The sequence below is a fragment of the Bacillus sp. 11C genome (genome assembly GCF_055486375.1).
In genome coordinates, this window is record NZ_JBUPVZ010000003.1 from 262448 (window position 1) to 281541 (window position 19094).

Below are 19094 nucleotides of genomic sequence, written 5' to 3' on the forward strand. Positions count from 1 at the left end.
GAATGTATGCTTAGTAACGGGCTTGAATGAATGAAAAAAGAAGGCTGCGCCAACAGCCTCCTTCTAAAACAACTATTTATTTTTCAGCAATGCCAAAGCCTCTGCAGGAAAATCAGTGAAAATGCCGTCCGCCCCCGCTTCAAAGAGACACTTCATATCTTCCGGCCGATTGACTGTATACGGCCTTACCTTGATCGAACTGTTCCTCATTTTTTTCAGTACTTCTTCCGCGGTCCCCGGGCTGTTCAGCTTAGGGTGATAGCCGGAAGCCGGAATCGATGTGATATACCGGTCAGCCTGATAAAGCACATCTGAAGTCAACACCGCCCGTTCAATATGGGGAGCGAGCCGTCCGCATAACGCCAAGCTTTCATGGTTAAATGTGGACAGGATCACTCTTTCCTCTATTTTGAATCGCTTCACTGACTCCAGCAACTTTTCTTCCATGCCTTCATATCGGATCACACTGTTTTTTAATTCAATGTTAATGAGAAAATCCTTTTTTTCCGCCCACGAGAAAACGTCTTCTAGCAGCGGCACTTGGACATCACTGTATGTTCGACCGTGACCAGCAGCCGCATTCGCAGTCTTTATCACATCATACGCTGTATCCTTCACGAAGCCTTTAAGCGATGTCGTCCGGTCAAGCCTTTCATCATGGATCACAACAATACGTCCGTCTTTTGCCAGCTGCACATCAAGCTCTATCCCATCCGCTCCGGCTTCAATTCCTTTTTCAAATGCTAGCATTGTATTTTCGGGAAATTGGCCAGATGCCCCCCGATGGGCAAAAATGTTTGTCATCGTTTCACCTCAGCCCTAAAGTTTCCTGTTTTCTCCATTATACTGTTTTTAGTGCTTCCACTCTAGGGTTAAGGCTATATCATAATCTACTGTTCGTAATAAGAATCAATGCCATTGACAGTCGCATCCGCGGCCTTTTGCTGATATTTCGCGAAAAAGAATATTTCTTTACAGAAGTTAAAGCCATGAAAAATTCGTTCTCCTCTGGCTGCTGCGGTCTTTACTTAAACCTTCAAGGACCCCGAAAAGGAGCGGAGAAAATACCTCGCTGTAACTCAAGATATTCAGCCGGTAAAGCAGATCAATTGCATTAATTTTTATATATAGGCTAGAATATTTGCGAATCCAAACGAAAGAAGATGATCAAATGAACCCTAAGTATAAACCGCTGTTTGAACCATTTACGTTTAAAAGCGGCGTTACAATCGACAACCGGATCACAGTAGCACCCATGACTCATTACGCTTCTAATGAAGACGGTACGATATCTGAAGCAGAGCTTGACTACATCATCCCCCGCTCAAAGGAGATGGGAATGGTGATTACAGCCTGCGCAAACGTCACACCGGACGGAAAAGCATTTCCCGGGCAGCCGGCCATCCATGATGACTCGAACATTCCAGGTTTAAAAAAATTAGCGCAAGCCATTCAGGCGCAAGGTGCTAAAGCCGTTGTGCAAATTCACCACGGCGGCATTGAATGCCCGTCTGAGCTCGTTCCGCAACAAGATGTCGTAGCGCCAAGTGACGTATTTGATAACGGCAAGCAAATTGTCCGCGCTTTAACAGAAGAAGAAACGGAAAATATCGTAAAGGCATTTGGAGAAGCGACAAGACGCGCCATTGAAGCCGGCTTTGACGGTGTCGAAATTCACGGCGCGAACGGATACTTGATCCAGCAGTTTTATTCTCCGAAAACCAATCAACGCACAGACCGCTGGGGAGGAAGCGATGAAAAACGATTAGCCTTCCCGCTTGCTATTGTCGATGAAGTGAAAAAAGCTGTTGCAGAACATGCAAGGGGCGCGTTCTTAGTGGGCTATCGCTTGTCTCCGGAAGAGCCTGAGACACCAGGATTAACAATGACTGAAACCTTTACACTTGTTGATGCTTTAGGGGATAAAGAATTGGATTACCTCCATATCTCACTGATGGACGTGAACTCAAATGCGCGCCGCGGTGCAGATCCGGATCGCACACGCATGGACTTATTGAATGAACGTGTCGGAAACAAAGTGCCGCTGATCGCCGTCGGTTCCATTCATTCCGCAGATGACGCGCTGGCCGTGATCGAAAGCGGCATTCCGCTAGTCGCAATGGGACGCGAAATTTTAGTTGACCCTGACTGGACTGTGAAAGTAAAAGAAGGCCGGGAAAAACAAATCGAAACCGTAATCAAAGGCACAGATAAAGAAAAATATCATTTACCTGAACCGCTATGGCAAGCCATTGTGAACACGCCTGGCTGGGTGCCTTATAAAGATTAATGTGAGGAGACTGCCGAAACGATTCGGCAGTCTAAAAAAATAGTTTATGTAAACATCTAAACAGCAAGGGTAGGAGCTCGCCAGCCGCTTCGGAAAGCAAATTCAGAAGAAGGCCGTCACACTTTCTTGCTTTTTACTTTTTCATCGTACGTCTCCTTTATTCATAAATGCTTCTTCACTTACGATTCGACAGGAGAAAGGGTTTCAATTTGATTCTGATTGCTTGGCTTTGATTCTCCAACAGATGAAATCGTGCTGTACATGAGATAAGGTCAATCAGAGCGCCTGATTCTGTAATGAAGTTCGAATTAACATAAAACCCAAGGGGAAATGCCGCCATCAACAGTCCATACATGTCAAACACATGTATCACTACATCCAAAGATGCTTCATATTAATATATATCCCCAAAACAAAAGCGCCTCCTATTTATCAGCGCGAACCAATAAATAAAAGACGTTTGATTTAATCATCGCTTGATATTCTCATGCTTAAGAAGCCTTATGTTCTAATCTCAGCTTATCCGCAACCATCGCAATGAATTCGCTGTTGGTAGGCTTAGCTTTTGTCATGCTGACTGTATAACCGAACAGCGAGGAAATGGAATCAATGTTTCCTCTGCTCCATGCGACTTCAATCGCGTGGCGGATTGCTCTTTCTACACGGCTAGCGGTTGTGTTGAATTTTTTGGCGATGTCCGGATAGAGAACTTTTGTAATGCTGCCGAGCAATTCGATGTCATTGTATACCATTGAGATGGCTTCGCGCAGATAGAGATATCCTTTAATATGCGCTGGGACGCCGATTTCATGGATAATGCTTGTAATGCTCGCGTCGAGGTTTTTCTTCTTTGGTTCAGGCTGGCTGCTGCGTATAATGCTGCTTTGCGATGATGGCGCGCGATGCGTCACGCTGCTAGCATTCCCGCTGACCTGGCGGATATGTCCGACAAGGTTTTCCATATCAAACGGTTTGAGAATAAAGTAGGAAGCGCCTAAATCGACGGCCTTTTTCGTGACATCTTCCTGTCCAAAGGCTGTCAGCATAATGACATTCGGCTGTTTCTTCAGTTCTGATTCCCTCAGCCGCTCTAAAACCGCAAGTCCGTCCAAATGGGGCATAATAATATCTAATACGAGCACATCGGGATCTTTTTCTTTAAACAACGACAGGCATTCCTGTCCATTGTAAGCAACACCGATGACTTCCATGTCTTCCTGTCCTTCAATATATTCACTCAACAGGCTTACCAGCTCTCGATTATCGTCAGCAACACAAACTTTAATTTTCTCCACGTTTCTTCCTCCCCAAATGTAGTTAACAGGATTCACCCTTGCTACATGTTTACATTCGACAAAACCGCTATATACCCTCTAAAAAAATCATAATAACCAATATTAGTGGCATATCTTTGTTTTTCTATGTTTTTCTCCGTTTTTCGACTAAATATGAAATTTGACAAACAAGGAAACGTGAATTTGTCGAAAAATCTTCTTTTGTACATTTTACCGTATGTATTCTGAGAAGTGAAGAGGGATCAAAGCAAAAAAACTGCCGGAAATCCCGGCAGTCAGCTTGCTTTTTCTTTTCCGTAAATATCAATTCCCGCTTCTGACAGCATCCATTCAATATGAACGCCGTAGCCGCTTGTCGGGTCATTTACAAACACATGGGTGACAGCGCCGATCACTTTGCCATTTTGGATGATCGGGCTTCCGCTCATCCCCTGGACGATGCCGCCTGTTTCTTTTAATAGCCTCGGATCGGTTATTTTCAAGACCATTCCTTTTGTTGCCGGGAATTTTTGCGGGGTTGTGCTGACGATTTCAATATCAAATTTTTCTACCTTGTCATCATTAATGACCGTTAAAATTTCAGCCGGACCTTTTTTGACTTCAGTAGAAAACGCAACCGGCAGTCCTTGATCTGAAATCTTGTTTTGAATCGGCTGATGCAGTGTGCCGAAAATCCCAAACGGGCTGTTTCTGTTAATATCCCCGATCGTTTTGCGTTCTGAGGAAAATCGCGCCAGTTTTTCTCCCGGATTTCCGCCTGTCCCTTTTTCAATTGATGTTACAGTTGATTTAACGATTTCTCCATTCTCCACTACAATCGGTTTCTTTGTGTCCATGTCGGAAATCACGTGGCCAAGTGCTCCATATTTTTTTGACTTCGGTTCATAAAAGGTCATAGTGCCGATCCCAGCGGCAGAATCCCTGATATATAACCCAATTCTGAACTTACCTTCTGCTTCATCTTTTTCCGGAATGAGCTTTGTTTTGATTTTCTGTTTATCACGTTTAATAAGCAAATCTAAAGATTCGCCGGTTTTACCGGCATTCTGAATAAATGGGGCCACATCATTCATTTTTTCAATTTTCTGTCCATTCATCTCAATAATGATGTCACCCGCTTCAATACCGGCCGTTTCTCCCGGGGATTTTTTGCCTTCACTAGTGTTGATTTGATGAAATCCGACGACAAGAACACCGACGGAATGAAGTTTAACACCAATCGATTGTCCGCCAGGTATGACTTTTAAATCAGGAAGAACTTGCACTTTTGTTTTTTTGATTGGAAATCCTGCAAGATCGTATACTAACTCTGATTCACCTGATTTTTCGCCTGTCACCTTGACTTCATGCAGGTCTTTCTTTACTGTAAACGCTTCTGAAGATTCTTGTGTATGAGCGTTTACCGATAAACCCGTTTCAATCGCTTGTGTTTGGGTTTCAAATACTCTCATTTGCGTTGGAATCAGTAAATACTCTTTTAGCGGTTTGCATAAACCTACACTTAATAACGAAACAAGGAGAATTAAACCTACTGCTTTTCTGATGTTATCGGGCATTTATTACTTCACTCTCCTCGCTCCTATCCCACACCTTCTTTATGACTTGCTGCTACATCATTTAATTTTGCCTTCTGACGCCTTATTTATAACTGTCATATAAAGAAAATCATTGGATATACTGATGAACGAATGGATGTGCGCGAAAAAAATAAGCTGCGCTTTTCGCGCAGCTCACCCCGTTGTTTTGACTTGGTCCGCTTGTCTTAAAAGTTCTTTTGCATGGCGTTTCGTTAAGTCTGTTACTTCGACTCCTGCAATCATACGCCCGATTTCCGCTACCTTTTCCTGCTTAGACAGCGGCTTGACATGTGTTGTCGTTCTGCCGTCTTTTAACTCCTTCGCAATATAAAGATGCGTATCTGCCATGGCAGCCACCTGAGGCAAGTGTGTAATACACAGCACTTGTGATCCTATTGACACTTTATGGATCTTCTCAGCGATTGCCTGTGCGACTCTGCCGCTTACACCGGTATCAACCTCATCGAATATAATCGACGTCACATCCTGTTGAGAGGAAAAAATGCTTTTAATAGCAAGCATCACCCGTGACAGCTCTCCTCCGGAAGCGACTTTCGAAAGGGATTTCAGCGGTTCGCCTGTATTGGTTGAAATTAAAAACTTCACCAAATCAATCCCTTGTTCAGTCATCTGAACAGGCTGGCCGTTTACAATCGGCGCCTCCTCATCTCGGGGCGCTGTTCTGATCTTAAATTCCGTATCAAAAGTTGATTTTTCCATGTAGAGGCTTTTTAATTCCCGATGAATCTCATCAGCCAGCTTTTTCGCCCATGCTTTGCGGGTTTTTGAAACATTTGCCGCTTCCACTGCGACATCTTTGCCGACTGAGTCAAGCTCCTTCTTCACGCTTTGAAGATGGCTGTCCCTGTTTTCAATTTGGTCAATCTCTTCTTCAATTTTAGAAGCGTATTCCAAGATATCCTCAACAGATGCACCGTATTTTCGTTTCAGCTGTTTGATTTCATTAAGGCGCGTCTCAATATAGTTCAGGCGTTCCGGATCATATTCAAGTTCATCCAGCATATTTCTCATCTGAAATGTAGCGTCCTCCAGAAGATAATAGGAGTTCGAAACATTTTCAGACAGTTTTTTCAGCGGTTCGTTAATATCGGATATATCTTCAAGCTGCGCTGATGCCATTCCGACCCAGTCCAGTCCGCCCTGCTCGCTGCGAAGCGCGTTATATGCATTTTGCAGCGATTCATATATCTTCTCAAAGTTTGAGATTTGCTGGCGCTCTTCCTGAAGCTGCTCATCTTCATTAAGTTCGAGCTTAGCCGATTCGATTTCTTCGAGCTGAAATTGAATGAGATCAAGACGGTGGGCCATTTCCTGTTCGCTTTCAGAAAGCTGCTTTAGCTTTTTAAGCAACTTCATATACCGCTGGTACCCTTCCTGATACGTTTGAAGCGCGCTTTCCGCTTCGGCTCCGGCAAACTTGTCCAAAAGCTGGAGATGATTTTCGTCCTCCATTAACAGCTGGTTATCGTGCTGCCCGTGAATATCTAATAAAAGCCTGCCGATCTCTCTTAGCGAGGCAATCGTGACAAGCTTGCCATTAACTCGGCAAACGCTTTTTCCGCTCGTGCTGATATCCCTTCTCATGATGATCATTTCGTCAGAAACGTCAATTCCCTGCTCAGCGCATACGTCAAAAACGGGATGGCCGCTCTCCAATAGAAACAGCCCTTCAAGCTCGGCTTTTGTCTCCCCATATCTGACAAATTCGGATGAGCCGCGGCCTCCGACTAAAAGAGAAATAGCATCTATGATGATGGACTTGCCGGCTCCGGTTTCTCCTGTTAAAACCGTGAGCCCGCGTTCAAAAGAAACCGTCAGTTCCTCAATAATGGCAAAGTTTTTAATGGATAGTTCAGCTAACAAACAGCATTACACCTCTTTATCTTTGTTAGATTTTCTATTACAGCAGCTCAAGCAGCCTGTTTTTTACGCCGTCTGTATCTTCAGGAGTCCGGCAAATTATTAAAATCGTGTCATCTCCGCAAATGGTTCCCATTATTTCATCCCAGTCCAAATTGTCCATCAGCGCCCCGATTGCCTGGGCGTTGCCGGGCATCGTTTTCAGCACAATCATATGGCTTGCTGAGTCTATTTTCACAAATGCGTCCATCAGTGCCCGCTTCAGTTTGGACAGCGGATTGAAACGCTGGTCTGCCGGAAGACTGTATTTGTAAGAGCCGTTATTCGTAGGCACTTTCACTAGGTGAAGCTCTTTAATATCGCGTGAAACCGTGGCTTGCGTCACTTTGTATCCATCCTGCTTCAGCATGTCAACCAATTCGTCCTGCGTTTCGATTTCATTGCTTGTAATGATATCTCTGATTTTAATATGCCTCTGGCCTTTGTTCATGTAAGCACCTCTATTTCCAGCTTATCTGTTCTTTTATGTTATATGTTTCTCTGCAAAATGTACATAAATGCAGAAAAAAGGAATAATAGCGCCCTATTATTCCGGTACATCTGCTTTTTTTTCTTTTAACGTCTTATGTGCCTCTTCTACAATGCGATTGATCTCTTCTTCTGACAGCTCCTGTCCTTCCTGTCCCTCTCCCGGCCAATGCAAATGAAGGAGAAATTCAATATTTCCGTCTCCTCCCGTGATTGGAGAAAATGACAGGCCTTTGCAGATATAGCCTTCAGCAGCAGAGAAACTGACCATACGCTTGAGAACGTCAGCATGCACTTTAGGATCTCTGACAATCCCTTTTTTGCCGACGGATTCCCGTCCCGCTTCAAACTGCGGCTTAACAAGAGCCATGCAGTCACTGCCAGGCACAAGCAATGTTTTGAGGACAGGCAGGATAAGCCGCAGTGAAATAAAGGACACGTCAATCGTAGCAAACTCCGGCATGCCCTTTGTAAAGTCTGCCGGTGTTGCGTAACGGAAGTTTGTCCGTTCCATCACAACGACCCGTTCATCCTGTCTAAGCTTCCACGCAAGCTGATTGTAGCCTACATCTACCGCGTATGACTGTTTAGCACCGTTTTGCAGAGCGCAGTCCGTAAAACCGCCGGTGGAGGAGCCAATATCAATCATGATTTTATCCTTAACAGAGATGGGAAACTCCTTCAGCGCTTTTTCAAGCTTTAGGCCGCCTCTGCTCACATATTTCAGCGGGTTTCCTTTGACTGTTAACGGCAGATCGCGGTCAATTTTTTCCCCAGCCTTGTCCAAGCGGTTTTCGTTTGAATAGACGATCCCCGCCATAATGGCTCTCTTGGCTTTTTCCCGCGTTTCCGCCAGCCCTCTTTCTACTAGTAATACATCTAATCGTTCTTTCTTTGACGTCATGATCCAATTCCTTTGTGTGTCTTCGGCGGCATCAATAATCTAATGCGGTTTGCCGCCTGCTGTTTTGTTAGTCCAATTTCTTCAAGAAGCGCCGTTACGCTTCCGTGTTCAATAAACCGATCCGGGATACCCATTCTGTCAATCGGTGTAAGGAATTCACCTTGATCATGAGCGAATTCTAAAATCGAGCTTCCGAAACCGCCTTCTAAGACCGCTTCTTCAATCGTTAAAATCGGCAAGCCTTCTTTTAAGATATCCTTCATCATCTTTTCATCCATCGGCTTAATAAAACGCGCATTGACAACGCGCACGGACAGGCCTTCTTTTTGCAGCTCTTCAGCTGCTTCAAGCGCCATTTCGATTGTTGTTCCAAATGTTAAGATGACTGCGTCGTTCCCCGGGCGCAGCACTTCCCACGTGCCGATCGGAATCGTTTTCAGCTGTTCATCCATTTTTACGCCGAGTCCGTTTCCGCGCGGAAAACGCATCGCAATCGGGCCTTCGTCATAGCTGAGTGCTGTATGAACCATATGCTGTCCTTCATTTTCATCTTTCGGCATCATTAAGACCATGTTTGGAATGTGGCGCATAAACGCAATATCAAACACGCCTTGGTGTGTCTCTCCGTCAGCACCCACAAGCCCTGCACGGTCAATGCCGATAAACACATTGGCGTTTTGGCGGCAGATGTCATGAACCACTTGGTCATATGCCCTTTGCAGGAAGGTTGAATAAATCGCCAAAAACGGCTTCATCCCCTGCATTGCCATAGCTGCAGCCATCGTTGCCGCATGCTGTTCGGCGATTCCTACGTCAAACATGCGATCAGGGAATTCGTTTGCGAAGCCTTCAAGCTTTGAGCCGACAGGCATAGCTGGCGTAATGGCTACAATGCGTCCGTCCTCTCGCGCCATTCGCTGCACAGTCCCGCTGACAAGACCGCTCCATGAAGGTGCTGCGGCTTTCGGTTTTACAAAGTCACCGGTATTAATTTTATATGGTCCGGTACCGTGCCATGTTCCGATCGTATCGGTCTCAGCCGGTTTGTACCCCTTCCCTTTTTTCGTGATGACATGCAGGAGAACAGGGCCTTTCGTTTTTTTGGCGTATTGAAGATTCTCAATCAACTCATGATAAGAATGTCCGTCCACCGGGCCTAAATACGTAAAACCAAGCTCTTCAAAAAACATGCCCGAGACAAGCATGTATTTCAGGCTGTCTTTCACGCGTTCCGCCGTGGCGGCAAGTTTGCCCCCAACTGCCGGGATCTTTTTAAACAAGTATTCGAGCTCATCTTTCACCCACTGGTATTTTCCGGCAGTGCGCAGCCGTCCGAGCATAGAATGAATGGCTCCGACATTCGGCGCAATACTCATTTCATTATCATTTAGGATGACAATCATGTCTTTTTTCTCGTCGCCGATGTGGTTCAGCGCTTCAAGCGCCATTCCGCCTGTCAGCGCACCGTCACCGATGATCGGAATAATAAATTCATCGGTTCCTTTTATATCACGCGCGGCTGCCATTCCCATCGCACCTGACAGAGAGGTTGAGCTATGCCCTGTTTCCCAAACATCATGCTCGCTTTCACTCCGCTTTGGGAATCCGCAAAGCCCTTTGTACTGGCGAAGCGTCGCAAATTCTTTTCCGCGTCCTGTCAGCAGCTTGTGGACATACGACTGGTGGCCTACGTCCCACAGAAATTTGTCTTTCGGGCTGTTAAATTCCTTATGCAGCGCAACAGTAAGCTCTACGACACCTAAGTTTGGGCCGATATGGCCGCCGGAAGCGGATAACGTTGTAATTAAAAATCGGCGGATTTCATCACTTATTTTTTCTAATTCATCAATGGACTTGTTTTTTAAAAATGACGGGTCCTGTATTGATAAAAGATCCAAAGCGGATCAACTCACTTTCAGCATGAATTTCTGCAATGATACATGTCTTCCGCATGCCGAGCTGGACAATGGCCAGTTCTCAGACATAAAAAAAGACAAACGGGCTTTTCTCTTTCATTTTTCATATAAACTGCTTACATTTTACCATATCTCGTGCAGCCGCTTCAAATTAGGATCGGTTTAGTGATCTCTAGCCGCAATTAAATCACAAAGCTCATATAAAAGCTCTTTTTGAAGAGAGAGTCCGCCGATCAAACGCTTCGCCTCTTTTATGTGAACATCCAATTTATGTTTGGCCCCTTCCAGTGACAGAAGGGACGGGTAAGTCGATTTGTCGTTAGTTGTATCCGAGCCGACACGTTTGCCGATTTTCTCTTCACTGCCTTCTAAATCTAAAATATCGTCTCTGATTTGAAAACCAATTCCAATATGGCTGCTGAAGGTACGCAGTGTTTCAATGTCTTCTTCAGGCGCATCCGCCAAAATAGCACCGGCGGTTACGCAAAAACCGAGAAGCTTAGCGGTTTTCCGTTCATGAATGGATTCAAGTTCTTCAAGCGTGATCTGGCGGTTCTCCGCTTCCATATCAGCTACTTGTCCACCGACCATGCCTTCAGTGCCTGCCGCTGAAATCAGTTCATTCACAAGCCGAAGGCGCTTTTCTGCTGACACCCCGTCCGACAAGTGGGAGGTGATCAGCTTAAAGCTTTCCGTGAGCAGCCCGTCACCCGCTAATACTGCTGTCGCTTCACCGAACACTTTATGGTTTGTCGGCTTCCCGCGGCGTAAATCGTCATCATCCATACAAGGAAGGTCATCGTGAATTAACGAATACGTGTGAATCATTTCGACAGCACAACCCACCGGAATGCCGTCCTTTTCACTTTTCCCATATGCGTTTAAAACGGCCAGTACAATGAGAGGACGCAGCCGCTTTCCGCCAGCCTCAAGGGAATACAGCATAGACTTTTTTAATGAGTCCGGCATATCGAGCTTTTCTGTATAGACAGAAAGCTGATTTTCAATCGTTTTTTTCCGCTCCGCCAGAAAAGCCGTTAATTTATTTGTCACCTTCGTCTTCCTCCTGAACACTAAAAGGTGCCAGTTCGCCGTCTTCTTTTAAAATGAAGTCCATTTGTTTTTCGACTTTTTGCAGCTTTTCGTGGCACATTTTTGAAAGAGCCATGCCTTCTTGGAAATAGTTAATCGCTTGCTCTAAAGGCACATCGCCCTCTTCAAGCTTTGACACAATGCTCTCAAGCCCTTTCATCGCTTCTTCAAATGTCATGTTTTCATTTTTTTTCACGTCTGTCATTTTTCTTCCCCTCTCTTTTCTAATACTTCACAGGTCAGCACGCCATCCTTCAGCTTGACTTCAAGCTGGTCCTTCTCTGCTATCTGACTGACACTTTTTATGAGTTCGTCTTCTTTATAAGCCAAGCTGTATCCTCTTTCCATCACTTGAAGAGGACTCAACGCATTCAGCTTGCCAAGAACCGTCTGAAATTGGGAATGCAGCTGTTTCATTTGGATAGTCATATTTTTTCTCAGCTGATTTGTCTGTTCCTCATATCGTGTTCTCGCTTGCTTCAGCTGTTCATGAGGGTGCAGCGCTTCTAATCTGTACGTTTCACGCTCCAGCTGTCTGCTTTTTCGATCTAAAAGAGCGGTTAACTGTGATTGAAACTGCTGATAGGCAAGGTCAAACTGCTGCTCTTTTTGCGCATACAACCGCTTTGGAAAACGAAAGGCATACGAGGATTGCAGCGTTTGAATCCGTTCTTTTTTCTGGCCGAGATGCTGTTGCATTGCTCTTGTCATTCTAACTTCCGCTGTTTTTGTCCGTTCGATTAAATCAGTTGTATGCGGTACGGCAATCTCAGCTGCTCCTGTCGGCGTCGCGGCTCTGATATCAGCGACAAAATCACTGATCGTAAAGTCCGTTTCATGCCCGACTGCCGATATAACCGGAATGTTAGAAGCAAAGATCGCGCGTGCTACAATTTCTTCATTAAATGCCCACAGTTCTTCTATCGAACCGCCGCCTCTCCCAACAATTAATACGTCGCAAACCTCTTTTTCATTTGCCTCTTCAATGCGCGTAACGATGGATTTGCTCGCATTTTCGCCTTGTACGAGCGCTGGAAGAACAATGACTTTTACAAGGGGATATCTTCTTTTTAGAGTTGTAATAACGTCTCTGACAGCGGCACCCGTTGGAGATGTCACAACCCCGATTGTGGCTGGAAATGCGGGGATTTGTTTTTTATAGCGGTCGTCAAATAAACCTTCTCCGGCAAGCTTCTTTTTTAACTCTTCGTACGCTAAATAAAGCGCTCCGACCCCGTCAGGCTGCATTTCTTTAGCATATAATTGGTAGTTTCCGCTCGGTTCATATACGGAAATTCCGCCTCTGACCAGCACCTTCATGCCGTTTTCAGGTTTAAAAGGCAGACGCTCGCTCTGTCTTGCGAACATCACCGACTGCATTCTGGCTTTTTCGTCTTTCAATGTGAAATAAATGTGGCCTCTTGTATGTATTTTTACATTCGATAATTCGCCTTTAATCCAAATATTTTCAAGGTGAGGATCTACATCGAATTTTCGTTTTATATACTTTGTCAGCGCTGAGACGGTAACATACGCTGTTTCACCCATGTCTCAAACTCCTCTCATAAGCATTCCTGCACCATAACTAAAGAAAACCCGCCCTGGCTGTAGGAGCCTGAAGAAGCGGGTATCGTGCTCATATTCACGGCGGGCAAAATCTCCCGCCTGTGAACATCTCCAATTATCTATGATAACGTACGTTTCGCAGATTTAACAGTATTATGCGCAAGCATCGTGATAGTCATCGGACCAACTCCGCCAGGGACTGGCGTGATGAAGGACGCTTTTTCCTTTGCTCCTTCAAATTCAACGTCTCCGCAAAGCTTTCCGCTTTCCAGTCGGTTAACGCCGACGTCAATCACAACAGCGCCCTCTTTGATCTGGTCTGCATTGATGAAATTGGCTCTGCCGACTGCCACCACCAGGATGTCTGCTTTTTTCGTATGTTCGGTCATATTTTCTGTTCTTGAATGACAGTAAGTAACCGTCGCGTTCTCATTTAATAAAAGCTGGCCGACAGGTTTGCCGACAATATTGCTTCGGCCGACTACAACAACCTCTTTACCGGAAAGGTCGATATTGGTTTTCTTCAAAAGCTCAACAATTCCGTGAGGCGTGCAAGGAAGAAACGTATCTTCGCCAAGCAGCATTTTCCCTACGTTTAACGGATGAAAACCGTCTACATCTTTATCAGGAGAGATACGTTCGATCACCGCTTTTTCAGAAATATGGTCTGGAAGCGGGAGCTGAACGAGGATGCCGTGAAACTCAGGGTCTTGATTGTATTGATCGATAATGGAAAGCAGTTCCGTTTCTGTTAGACTGCTGTCGAATTGATCGAGCTTGAAATTCATTCCCATAGTTTCAGCCGCTTTTTTCTTTCCTCGCACGTAAGAGTGAGAAGCAGGATCATCTCCAATCAAAATAACCGCGAGCCCGGGAGTGACGCCTTGCTTTTTAAGCTCTTCTACCTCTTTTGCCAATTGTTCGCGTTTTTCTCTAGCCGTTTCTTTTCCGTCGATGATTGTTGCAGTCATTTTCTTTCCTCCTATGATTGTTCAATATCAGATTTAATGTTAGAAAGAACCCCGTTTACAAACTTTGTCGCTTTGTCATCACCAAACCGTTTTGCCAGCTCAATCGCTTCGTTCATAGAGACATTCACCGGAATGTCTTCGGCATACGCCATTTCGTATGCTCCCAGACGCAAAATCGCGCGGTCAACATTGGCAATCCGATCGAGCTTCCAATTCACCAGATGATTGGAGATCATTTCATCAAGCTGGACTTGGTGTTCCAATACCCCGTGTACAAGCTGTTCAAAGAAAGGATCTGTTTTTTCTTCATCCAATGCGTGTTCTATGGCTTCATTCACTGCAATATCGCTGACATCAATTTGAAATAGTGCCTGCAAAGCTTTTTCTCTTGCTGTTCTTCTTTTCATTTTCTTTCTCCTTTGATCCTCTTTATCTGCTTGTCGTTAAGCCATAAAGAGATCATAACATATTTTTTTCGTATCCGCATATTGAAATCAAGGTTTTTTCACCCTATTACCGAATATTTTCACACACCTTGATATGATCATTCGGATTTCACGATCATGAAGAAACTCGGCTGCCTTGAGCCGGCTTTCTTCATGCTTTGAAATAAAGGGTAACGTGTAAAAAAACCAAAGGGCCGCCCTCCCCTTGGTTTCTTGTTAAGCCATTTACATTTCTTCGTCGATTTGGACTTCCTGGGCTTTTGTGTCAAATTGAATGCCGACGATATGAATATTGATCTCGTTAATCGAAAGAGACGTCATATTTAATAAGGTTTGACGAATGTTTTCCTGAACGGACGCTGCAACTTTCGGAATCGAAACGCCGAATGTAACGACGCAGTATACATCGATCGTAATGCCGTCATCCGCCAGGTCGACTTTGACACCTTTGCCATGATTTACTTTACCGAAGCGTTCGACGACACCTGTCGCAAAGTTTCCGCGCATTTCGGCAACACCGTCAACTTCTGAAGCCGCTATGCCGGCAATGACCTCGATGACTTCCGGTGCAATCTCAACCTTACCTAAATGCGTATCTTCTTGATTCATTTTAAGCAAGCTGTTGTCTTTCATTCAATTCACCTCCGTAAAAATTATGAGCCCATTACATCATATGTTTCTAAAAATTTCGTATTAAACTCTCCGCCAACAAATGTTTCATGTTCAAGCAGTTTTAAGTGGAATGGGATTGTTGTCTCAATGCCTTCAATGACGAATTCGCTTAATGCGCGCTTCATGCGGGCAATCGCTTCATCTCTCGTTTTTCCATATGTGATCACTTTTGCAATCATGCTGTCATAGTACGGAGGGATGGAATAGCCCGGGTAAGCAGCTGAATCTACACGGACACCAAGACCGCCCGGAGGCAGGTACATTTTAATTTCACCAGGAGACGGCATGAAATTTTTACTTGGATTTTCTGCGTTGATTCGGCATTCGATCGCCCAGCCTTGGAATTCGACATCTTCTTGGTTAAGGCTCAGTTCCATTCCTGATGCCACTTTGATTTGTTCCTTAATCAGGTCTGTTCCCGTCACCATTTCTGTGACTGGGTGCTCCACCTGGATTCTCGTGTTCATTTCCATAAAGTAGTAGCGCTGTTCGTTGTAGTCATAAATAAATTCAACTGTTCCCGCGCCTGAATAGCCAACTGCTTTTGCAGCCTTAACCGCTGCATCTCCCATCTGCTCCCTGATTTCTGAATCAAGCGCCGGAGATGGTGTTTCTTCCAAAAGCTTTTGCAGGCGTCTTTGAATCGAGCAGTCGCGTTCACCTAAATGGATGGTATTTCCGTGGTTATCGGCAAGCACTTGGATCTCAACGTGACGAAAATCTTCTATGTATTTTTCGATGTAAACACCTGGATTTCCGAATGCTGTTGCAGCTTCCTGCTGTGTAATCTTAATGCCTTTGATCAGTTCCTCTTCGGTGCGGGCAACCCTGATTCCTTTTCCGCCTCCGCCTGCGGTGGCTTTTATAATTACAGGATACCCAATTTCATTAGCAAGTGAAACCGCTTCTTCCACATTTTCTATAATTCCTTGCGAACCCGGCACGATCGGCACGCCGGCCTGTTTCATCGTTTCCCTCGCAACGTCTTTTGTTCCCATTTTTGAAATGGCGTCAGCGCTCGGGCCGACAAATGTGACGTTAACTTCTTCACATAATTCCGCGAAATCTGCATTTTCAGCTAAGAATCCATATCCCGGATGAATAGCATCCGTTCCTGTCAGCTTCGCAACACTCACAATATTTGTAACATTTAAATAGCTGTCTTTTGATGCTTTCGGTCCGATACAAAAAGCTTCATCAGCCATTTGAACATGAAGGGCATCTTTATCAGCTTCTGAATAAACAGCAACAGTCTCAACTCCGAGCTCTTTGCAGGCTCTGATGATTCTGACAGCAATTTCTCCTCTGTTGGCGATCAATAGCTTTTTAATCATGTTAAGTCTCCTTACTCTGCTTTCACAAGAAATAGAGGTTGTCCGTATTCGACCAGCTGGCCGTTTTCTACTAACACTTCAACGATTTCACCTTTTACTTCCGCTTCAATTTCGTTGAAAAGCTTCATCGCTTCTACAATGCAGACAACTGTGTTTTCATTTACTTTTGAACCGGCTGTTACATATGGGCCAGCTTCAGGTGATGAAGACGCATAAAACGTTCCTACCATAGGTGAAGTGATTTTATGCAGATTCTCATCTTGCTTCGGTGCTTCTTGGGCAGGTGCCGGCGCTGCTTGCTGCGCTTGCGGCTGAACTGCCTGCGGAGCCTGTGCCTGTACTGGTGCTGCCAGCGCTTGCTGCATCACTTGAACAGTGCCTGCTTCATGTTTTTTCAGTTTTAAGGATACACCTTCATTTTCATATACGAATTCATCAATTGCAGACTCGTCAATTGCTTTAATCAGCTCGTGGATTTCTTTAATATTTAACATTCAATCGCACTCCTATGTATAAAATGTCTTTTTTTATAGGTTACTACTAAAAGTACATACTATGTTTATCTTACAGGAGCGGACTTTTGAATTCAACTCTAATATGATTGGCACACAAAAAGCCCGCTGCTTAAGCGGGCGTATTTTTCCTCTTATTTACTTGGATGGCTCAAATGTGACAGCGACGTCTTTCATTGTTTTGATTTCTTTTGCCACAAGGTCTATGATGGCTGTCGCCTTAGATTTAGAATGTTTGTCTGATTTGACTGTAATGTTGATTTTGTCTCCTTCAGCATTGACGAGCGCGTCTTTGTAGCCTTGTGTTTTAATAAGGGTTTCCAGCTGTTTTTCTGTTCCTTCCACTTCACTGAGAGCCGTCATTTTATCATATGCTTCGCTCTTTTCCTTTGCTGTCGCATCATCGCTTGACACTATGGCATTCAGCTCTTCTCTTTCTTTGCTTCTGGTATCTTCTAAATCTAGACGGTATGTTGTAAACAAATCATCATCGGCTGTTTCTGTTACAACAGTTCCTTTTTCACTGGCTTCAGCGGATGTTTCCTTGTCTGCTGATGAATCTTTCGTGCCCTTTGTTCCATCTTCTTTTTCCGTTTCTGTTTCAGTTTCCGGACCGCTTTTTTCCTTCGTGTCTTGCTTGGCAGGCGCTTTTTCAGTTGCGACCTCTCCTGAGTCAGGCGCATTTTTTTCACTTTTCATTTGCACGGCATTTTTGCTTTCCGGAGACATGATATAGTAGACGCTTAACACCACGACAAGACTGAGCATTGTTAATAGCCAAACGGTTTGTTTTTTGAGCATTTATGAATCCTCCTTTATTTTTTTAGGGGCAACCGCAACCCGGTGGCTTGGAACATCCAGGACCCGTGTCACCGCTTCAATAATCGTTTGTTTTATTTGAACGTTGTCCACTCCTTGAGCAACAACGAGTACACCGCGTATATCAGGTTTTTTCGTTTGGACGACGACGGGTGTTTCTTTATCGCCGTTTTTGATCATCACAATTTCTTCTTCCGATGTCTGGTCTGTGACGCTTCTTGTCCCACCCTCTTTGTCTGTTTCTTCAGTGGTTGTATTTTTGTTTGATTTGTTTTTTTCATATACTTTCAGCGACGTTGCATCAACATTCACGACAACCGAGACATCGTCTACACCTATGATCGTTTCAAGAATTTCTTTCAGCTGGTTTTCGTATTCTTTTTCATAATCATCGATCGAGTTTTTAGGTTCATCAGATTTTGAGGCTTTAAACACTTCGGCTGTTTTCCCTTTGCCGGCTGCAGTATCCTGTGATGATACCGCCGTAATCGGTTTGGCGTTTTCCGTTTTCTCCGGCGATGAAAACAGATGGCTGACGAGCATGAAGGAAACTCCGAGAACAAAAACGAACAGAAAGTAATGATATTTGGTCAGCTTCGGCTTTTCGCCGTGCTTCGTTTGCCCCGGAAGAAACTGCTTTTTCAATACATTCCATAATCCGTTTTTATTCATTGCCGACACTCTCCCCGCCTTCCATTTGAACCGTAATTTTCTCACTTTCGATCTCCCAAATGTCCGCAAGCTGTGACTGGATCTGTTTTGCTTCTTTTTGTTCGGCTGCTTCTTTCGTTGCGTACGCATGATCTGTGTCAATGCGAACCGGCGCGACCGTTTGGACCGTGTTTTCAGAAGACGGGGCCATATACACGCTGATTGTTTTAATATCCTCTTCTGAATCTACCTTTTCTCCTGCCGTGAGTTTGATGTGGTCTACTTTGTATTCATCATGACTGAATCTCTCCTCCGCTTTCTTTTTTAGTTGGACAGCCATTTCTTCTAAAATATATGCACGCTGGGAAGCTTGTATTTCTATTTTTTTTGAATTGATTTGATTTTTTATGTCGGCAGACTCTGACTGCCTGTTTTTTGTGAGGTATTCAAAGATGACTTCAGGGTCTGTGTTGAAAAGCTTGAAAATCGGTGTAAGCATGACGACAATCAAGAGCAGGCTGACCACCATTTTTGCGTACTTTTGCATGCTGGAGCTCGGCAGCAGCATATCAATCACAATTGCAAATAGGATAAACAACACGATGGTGGTAAGCCATTCAGTTAGAAAACTCATCCGCCA

At 44.6% G+C, this 19094-nt stretch carries 19 protein-coding genes; 1 reads left to right on the forward strand and 18 read right to left on the reverse strand.

The genetic code is table 11. The features are described from left to right. Nucleotides 1–72 precede the first annotated feature (72 nt). Nucleotides 73–804: a glycerophosphodiester phosphodiesterase gene (locus tag ACY3LV_RS06310; RefSeq protein ID WP_333561606.1), complete on the reverse strand. Its 732-nt coding sequence runs from the start codon at nucleotides 802–804 to the stop codon at nucleotides 73–75. Between the two features lie 367 nt (nucleotides 805–1171). Here ACY3LV_RS06310 and ACY3LV_RS06315 point away from each other — a divergent pair, with 367 nt between their 5' ends. Beyond that, nucleotides 1172–2290, forward strand: coding sequence for an NADH-dependent flavin oxidoreductase (locus ACY3LV_RS06315; RefSeq protein ID WP_464863546.1), 1119 nt, complete (start codon nucleotides 1172–1174; stop codon nucleotides 2288–2290). A 491-nt stretch (nucleotides 2291–2781) separates the two neighbouring features. Here ACY3LV_RS06315 and spo0A read toward each other — a convergent pair whose 3' ends face one another. The 17 genes from spo0A to spoIIIAF form a co-directional block, all read right to left on the reverse strand. After that, nucleotides 2782–3585 (reverse strand): sporulation transcription factor Spo0A, encoded by an 804-nt coding sequence (gene spo0A, locus ACY3LV_RS06320; RefSeq protein WP_148962014.1) that lies wholly within the window; start codon nucleotides 3583–3585, stop codon nucleotides 2782–2784. 275 nt (nucleotides 3586–3860) lie between these two features. Next, the gene (gene spoIVB, locus ACY3LV_RS06325; protein WP_464863547.1) at nucleotides 3861–5141 is read right to left on the reverse strand and encodes a SpoIVB peptidase; all 1281 of its coding nucleotides are present in this window, start codon (nucleotides 5139–5141) and stop codon (nucleotides 3861–3863) included. Between the two features lie 174 nt (nucleotides 5142–5315). Beyond that, on the reverse strand, nucleotides 5316–7046 hold the full coding sequence (gene recN / locus ACY3LV_RS06330) for a DNA repair protein RecN (protein WP_464863548.1): 1731 nt from the start codon (nucleotides 7044–7046) through the stop codon (nucleotides 5316–5318). A 37-nt stretch (nucleotides 7047–7083) separates the two neighbouring features. Beyond that, nucleotides 7084–7533 (reverse strand): arginine repressor ArgR, encoded by a 450-nt coding sequence (argR, locus tag ACY3LV_RS06335; RefSeq protein WP_464863549.1) that lies wholly within the window; start codon nucleotides 7531–7533, stop codon nucleotides 7084–7086. Between the two features lie 96 nt (nucleotides 7534–7629). Continuing rightward, a complete protein-coding gene (locus ACY3LV_RS06340) occupies nucleotides 7630–8475 on the reverse strand; it encodes a TlyA family RNA methyltransferase (RefSeq protein WP_087990668.1) in 846 nt (281 codons plus the stop codon). Next, nucleotides 8472–10373, reverse strand: coding sequence for a 1-deoxy-D-xylulose-5-phosphate synthase (dxs, locus tag ACY3LV_RS06345; protein WP_464863550.1), 1902 nt, complete (start codon nucleotides 10371–10373; stop codon nucleotides 8472–8474). The genes ACY3LV_RS06340 and dxs overlap by 4 nt, the downstream gene beginning before the upstream one ends. A 180-nt stretch (nucleotides 10374–10553) precedes the next feature. Continuing rightward, on the reverse strand, nucleotides 10554–11444 hold the full coding sequence (locus ACY3LV_RS06350) for a polyprenyl synthetase family protein (RefSeq protein WP_333561603.1): 891 nt from the start codon (nucleotides 11442–11444) through the stop codon (nucleotides 10554–10556). Continuing rightward, nucleotides 11434–11688, reverse strand: a complete 255-nt coding sequence (locus ACY3LV_RS06355; protein ID WP_003226409.1) for an exodeoxyribonuclease VII small subunit — start codon at nucleotides 11686–11688, stop codon at nucleotides 11434–11436. The genes ACY3LV_RS06350 and ACY3LV_RS06355 overlap by 11 nt, the downstream gene beginning before the upstream one ends. Beyond that, on the reverse strand, nucleotides 11685–13031 hold the full coding sequence (gene xseA / locus ACY3LV_RS06360; protein ID WP_148962019.1) for an exodeoxyribonuclease VII large subunit: 1347 nt from the start codon (nucleotides 13029–13031) through the stop codon (nucleotides 11685–11687). Before xseA ends, ACY3LV_RS06355 begins: the two co-directional genes overlap by 4 nt. 137 nt (nucleotides 13032–13168) lie before the next feature. Next, nucleotides 13169–14020, reverse strand: coding sequence for a bifunctional methylenetetrahydrofolate dehydrogenase/methenyltetrahydrofolate cyclohydrolase FolD (gene folD, locus ACY3LV_RS06365; protein WP_148962020.1), 852 nt, complete (start codon nucleotides 14018–14020; stop codon nucleotides 13169–13171). Between the two features lie 11 nt (nucleotides 14021–14031). Then, on the reverse strand, nucleotides 14032–14427 hold the full coding sequence (nusB, locus tag ACY3LV_RS06370; protein ID WP_087990674.1) for a transcription antitermination factor NusB: 396 nt from the start codon (nucleotides 14425–14427) through the stop codon (nucleotides 14032–14034). Between the two features lie 264 nt (nucleotides 14428–14691). After that, on the reverse strand, nucleotides 14692–15099 hold the full coding sequence (yqhY, locus tag ACY3LV_RS06375) for a fatty acid biosynthesis protein YqhY (protein WP_010328286.1): 408 nt from the start codon (nucleotides 15097–15099) through the stop codon (nucleotides 14692–14694). Nucleotides 15100–15119: 20 nt separating this feature from the next. Then, nucleotides 15120–16472, reverse strand: a complete 1353-nt coding sequence (gene accC, locus ACY3LV_RS06380; protein ID WP_333517098.1) for an acetyl-CoA carboxylase biotin carboxylase subunit — start codon at nucleotides 16470–16472, stop codon at nucleotides 15120–15122. Between the two features lie 11 nt (nucleotides 16473–16483). Then, nucleotides 16484–16966, reverse strand: a complete 483-nt coding sequence (gene accB, locus ACY3LV_RS06385; protein WP_333561602.1) for an acetyl-CoA carboxylase biotin carboxyl carrier protein — start codon at nucleotides 16964–16966, stop codon at nucleotides 16484–16486. 156 nt (nucleotides 16967–17122) lie between these two features. Next, complete coding sequence (gene spoIIIAH, locus ACY3LV_RS06390; protein WP_148962024.1) at nucleotides 17123–17785, reverse strand: stage III sporulation ratchet engulfment protein SpoIIIAH; 663 nt, start codon at nucleotides 17783–17785, stop codon at nucleotides 17123–17125. After that, nucleotides 17786–18475 carry a stage III sporulation protein AG gene (gene spoIIIAG, locus ACY3LV_RS06395; protein ID WP_087990678.1) on the reverse strand — a complete coding sequence of 230 codons (690 nt, stop codon included), beginning with the start codon at nucleotides 18473–18475 and terminating at the stop codon, nucleotides 17786–17788. Further along, nucleotides 18468–19088: a stage III sporulation protein AF gene (spoIIIAF, locus tag ACY3LV_RS06400; protein ID WP_148962026.1), complete on the reverse strand. Its 621-nt coding sequence runs from the start codon at nucleotides 19086–19088 to the stop codon at nucleotides 18468–18470. The genes spoIIIAG and spoIIIAF overlap by 8 nt, the downstream gene beginning before the upstream one ends. Nucleotides 19089–19094 lie beyond the last annotated feature (6 nt).

Excerpts from the sequence above, each read along its gene's own strand:
- xseA (WP_148962019.1), bottom strand. The coding sequence starts at position 13,031 with ATGGGTGAAACAGCGTATGTTACCGTCTCAGCGCTGACAAAGTATATA.
- spoIVB (WP_464863547.1), bottom strand. The coding sequence starts at position 5,141 with ATGCCCGATAACATCAGAAAAGCAGTAGGTTTAATTCTCCTTGTTTCG.
- argR (WP_464863549.1), bottom strand. The coding sequence starts at position 7,533 with ATGAACAAAGGCCAGAGGCATATTAAAATCAGAGATATCATTACAAGC.
- spoIIIAG (WP_087990678.1), bottom strand. The coding sequence starts at position 18,475 with ATGAATAAAAACGGATTATGGAATGTATTGAAAAAGCAGTTTCTTCCG.
- accC (WP_333517098.1), bottom strand. The coding sequence starts at position 16,472 with ATGATTAAAAAGCTATTGATCGCCAACAGAGGAGAAATTGCTGTCAGA.
- spoIIIAF (WP_148962026.1), bottom strand. The coding sequence starts at position 19,088 with ATGAGTTTTCTAACTGAATGGCTTACCACCATCGTGTTGTTTATCCTA.
- yqhY (WP_010328286.1), bottom strand. The coding sequence starts at position 15,099 with ATGAAAGACAACAGCTTGCTTAAAATGAATCAAGAAGATACGCATTTA.
- folD (WP_148962020.1), bottom strand. The coding sequence starts at position 14,020 with ATGACTGCAACAATCATCGACGGAAAAGAAACGGCTAGAGAAAAACGC.
- ACY3LV_RS06315 (WP_464863546.1), top strand. The coding sequence starts at position 1,172 with ATGAACCCTAAGTATAAACCGCTGTTTGAACCATTTACGTTTAAAAGC.
- spoIIIAH (WP_148962024.1), bottom strand. The coding sequence starts at position 17,785 with ATGCTCAAAAAACAAACCGTTTGGCTATTAACAATGCTCAGTCTTGTC.
- ACY3LV_RS06340 (WP_087990668.1), bottom strand. The coding sequence starts at position 8,475 with ATGACGTCAAAGAAAGAACGATTAGATGTATTACTAGTAGAAAGAGGG.
- ACY3LV_RS06355 (WP_003226409.1), bottom strand. The coding sequence starts at position 11,688 with ATGACAGACGTGAAAAAAAATGAAAACATGACATTTGAAGAAGCGATG.
- nusB (WP_087990674.1), bottom strand. The coding sequence starts at position 14,427 with ATGAAAAGAAGAACAGCAAGAGAAAAAGCTTTGCAGGCACTATTTCAA.
- ACY3LV_RS06310 (WP_333561606.1), bottom strand. The coding sequence starts at position 804 with ATGACAAACATTTTTGCCCATCGGGGGGCATCTGGCCAATTTCCCGAA.
- accB (WP_333561602.1), bottom strand. The coding sequence starts at position 16,966 with ATGTTAAATATTAAAGAAATCCACGAGCTGATTAAAGCAATTGACGAG.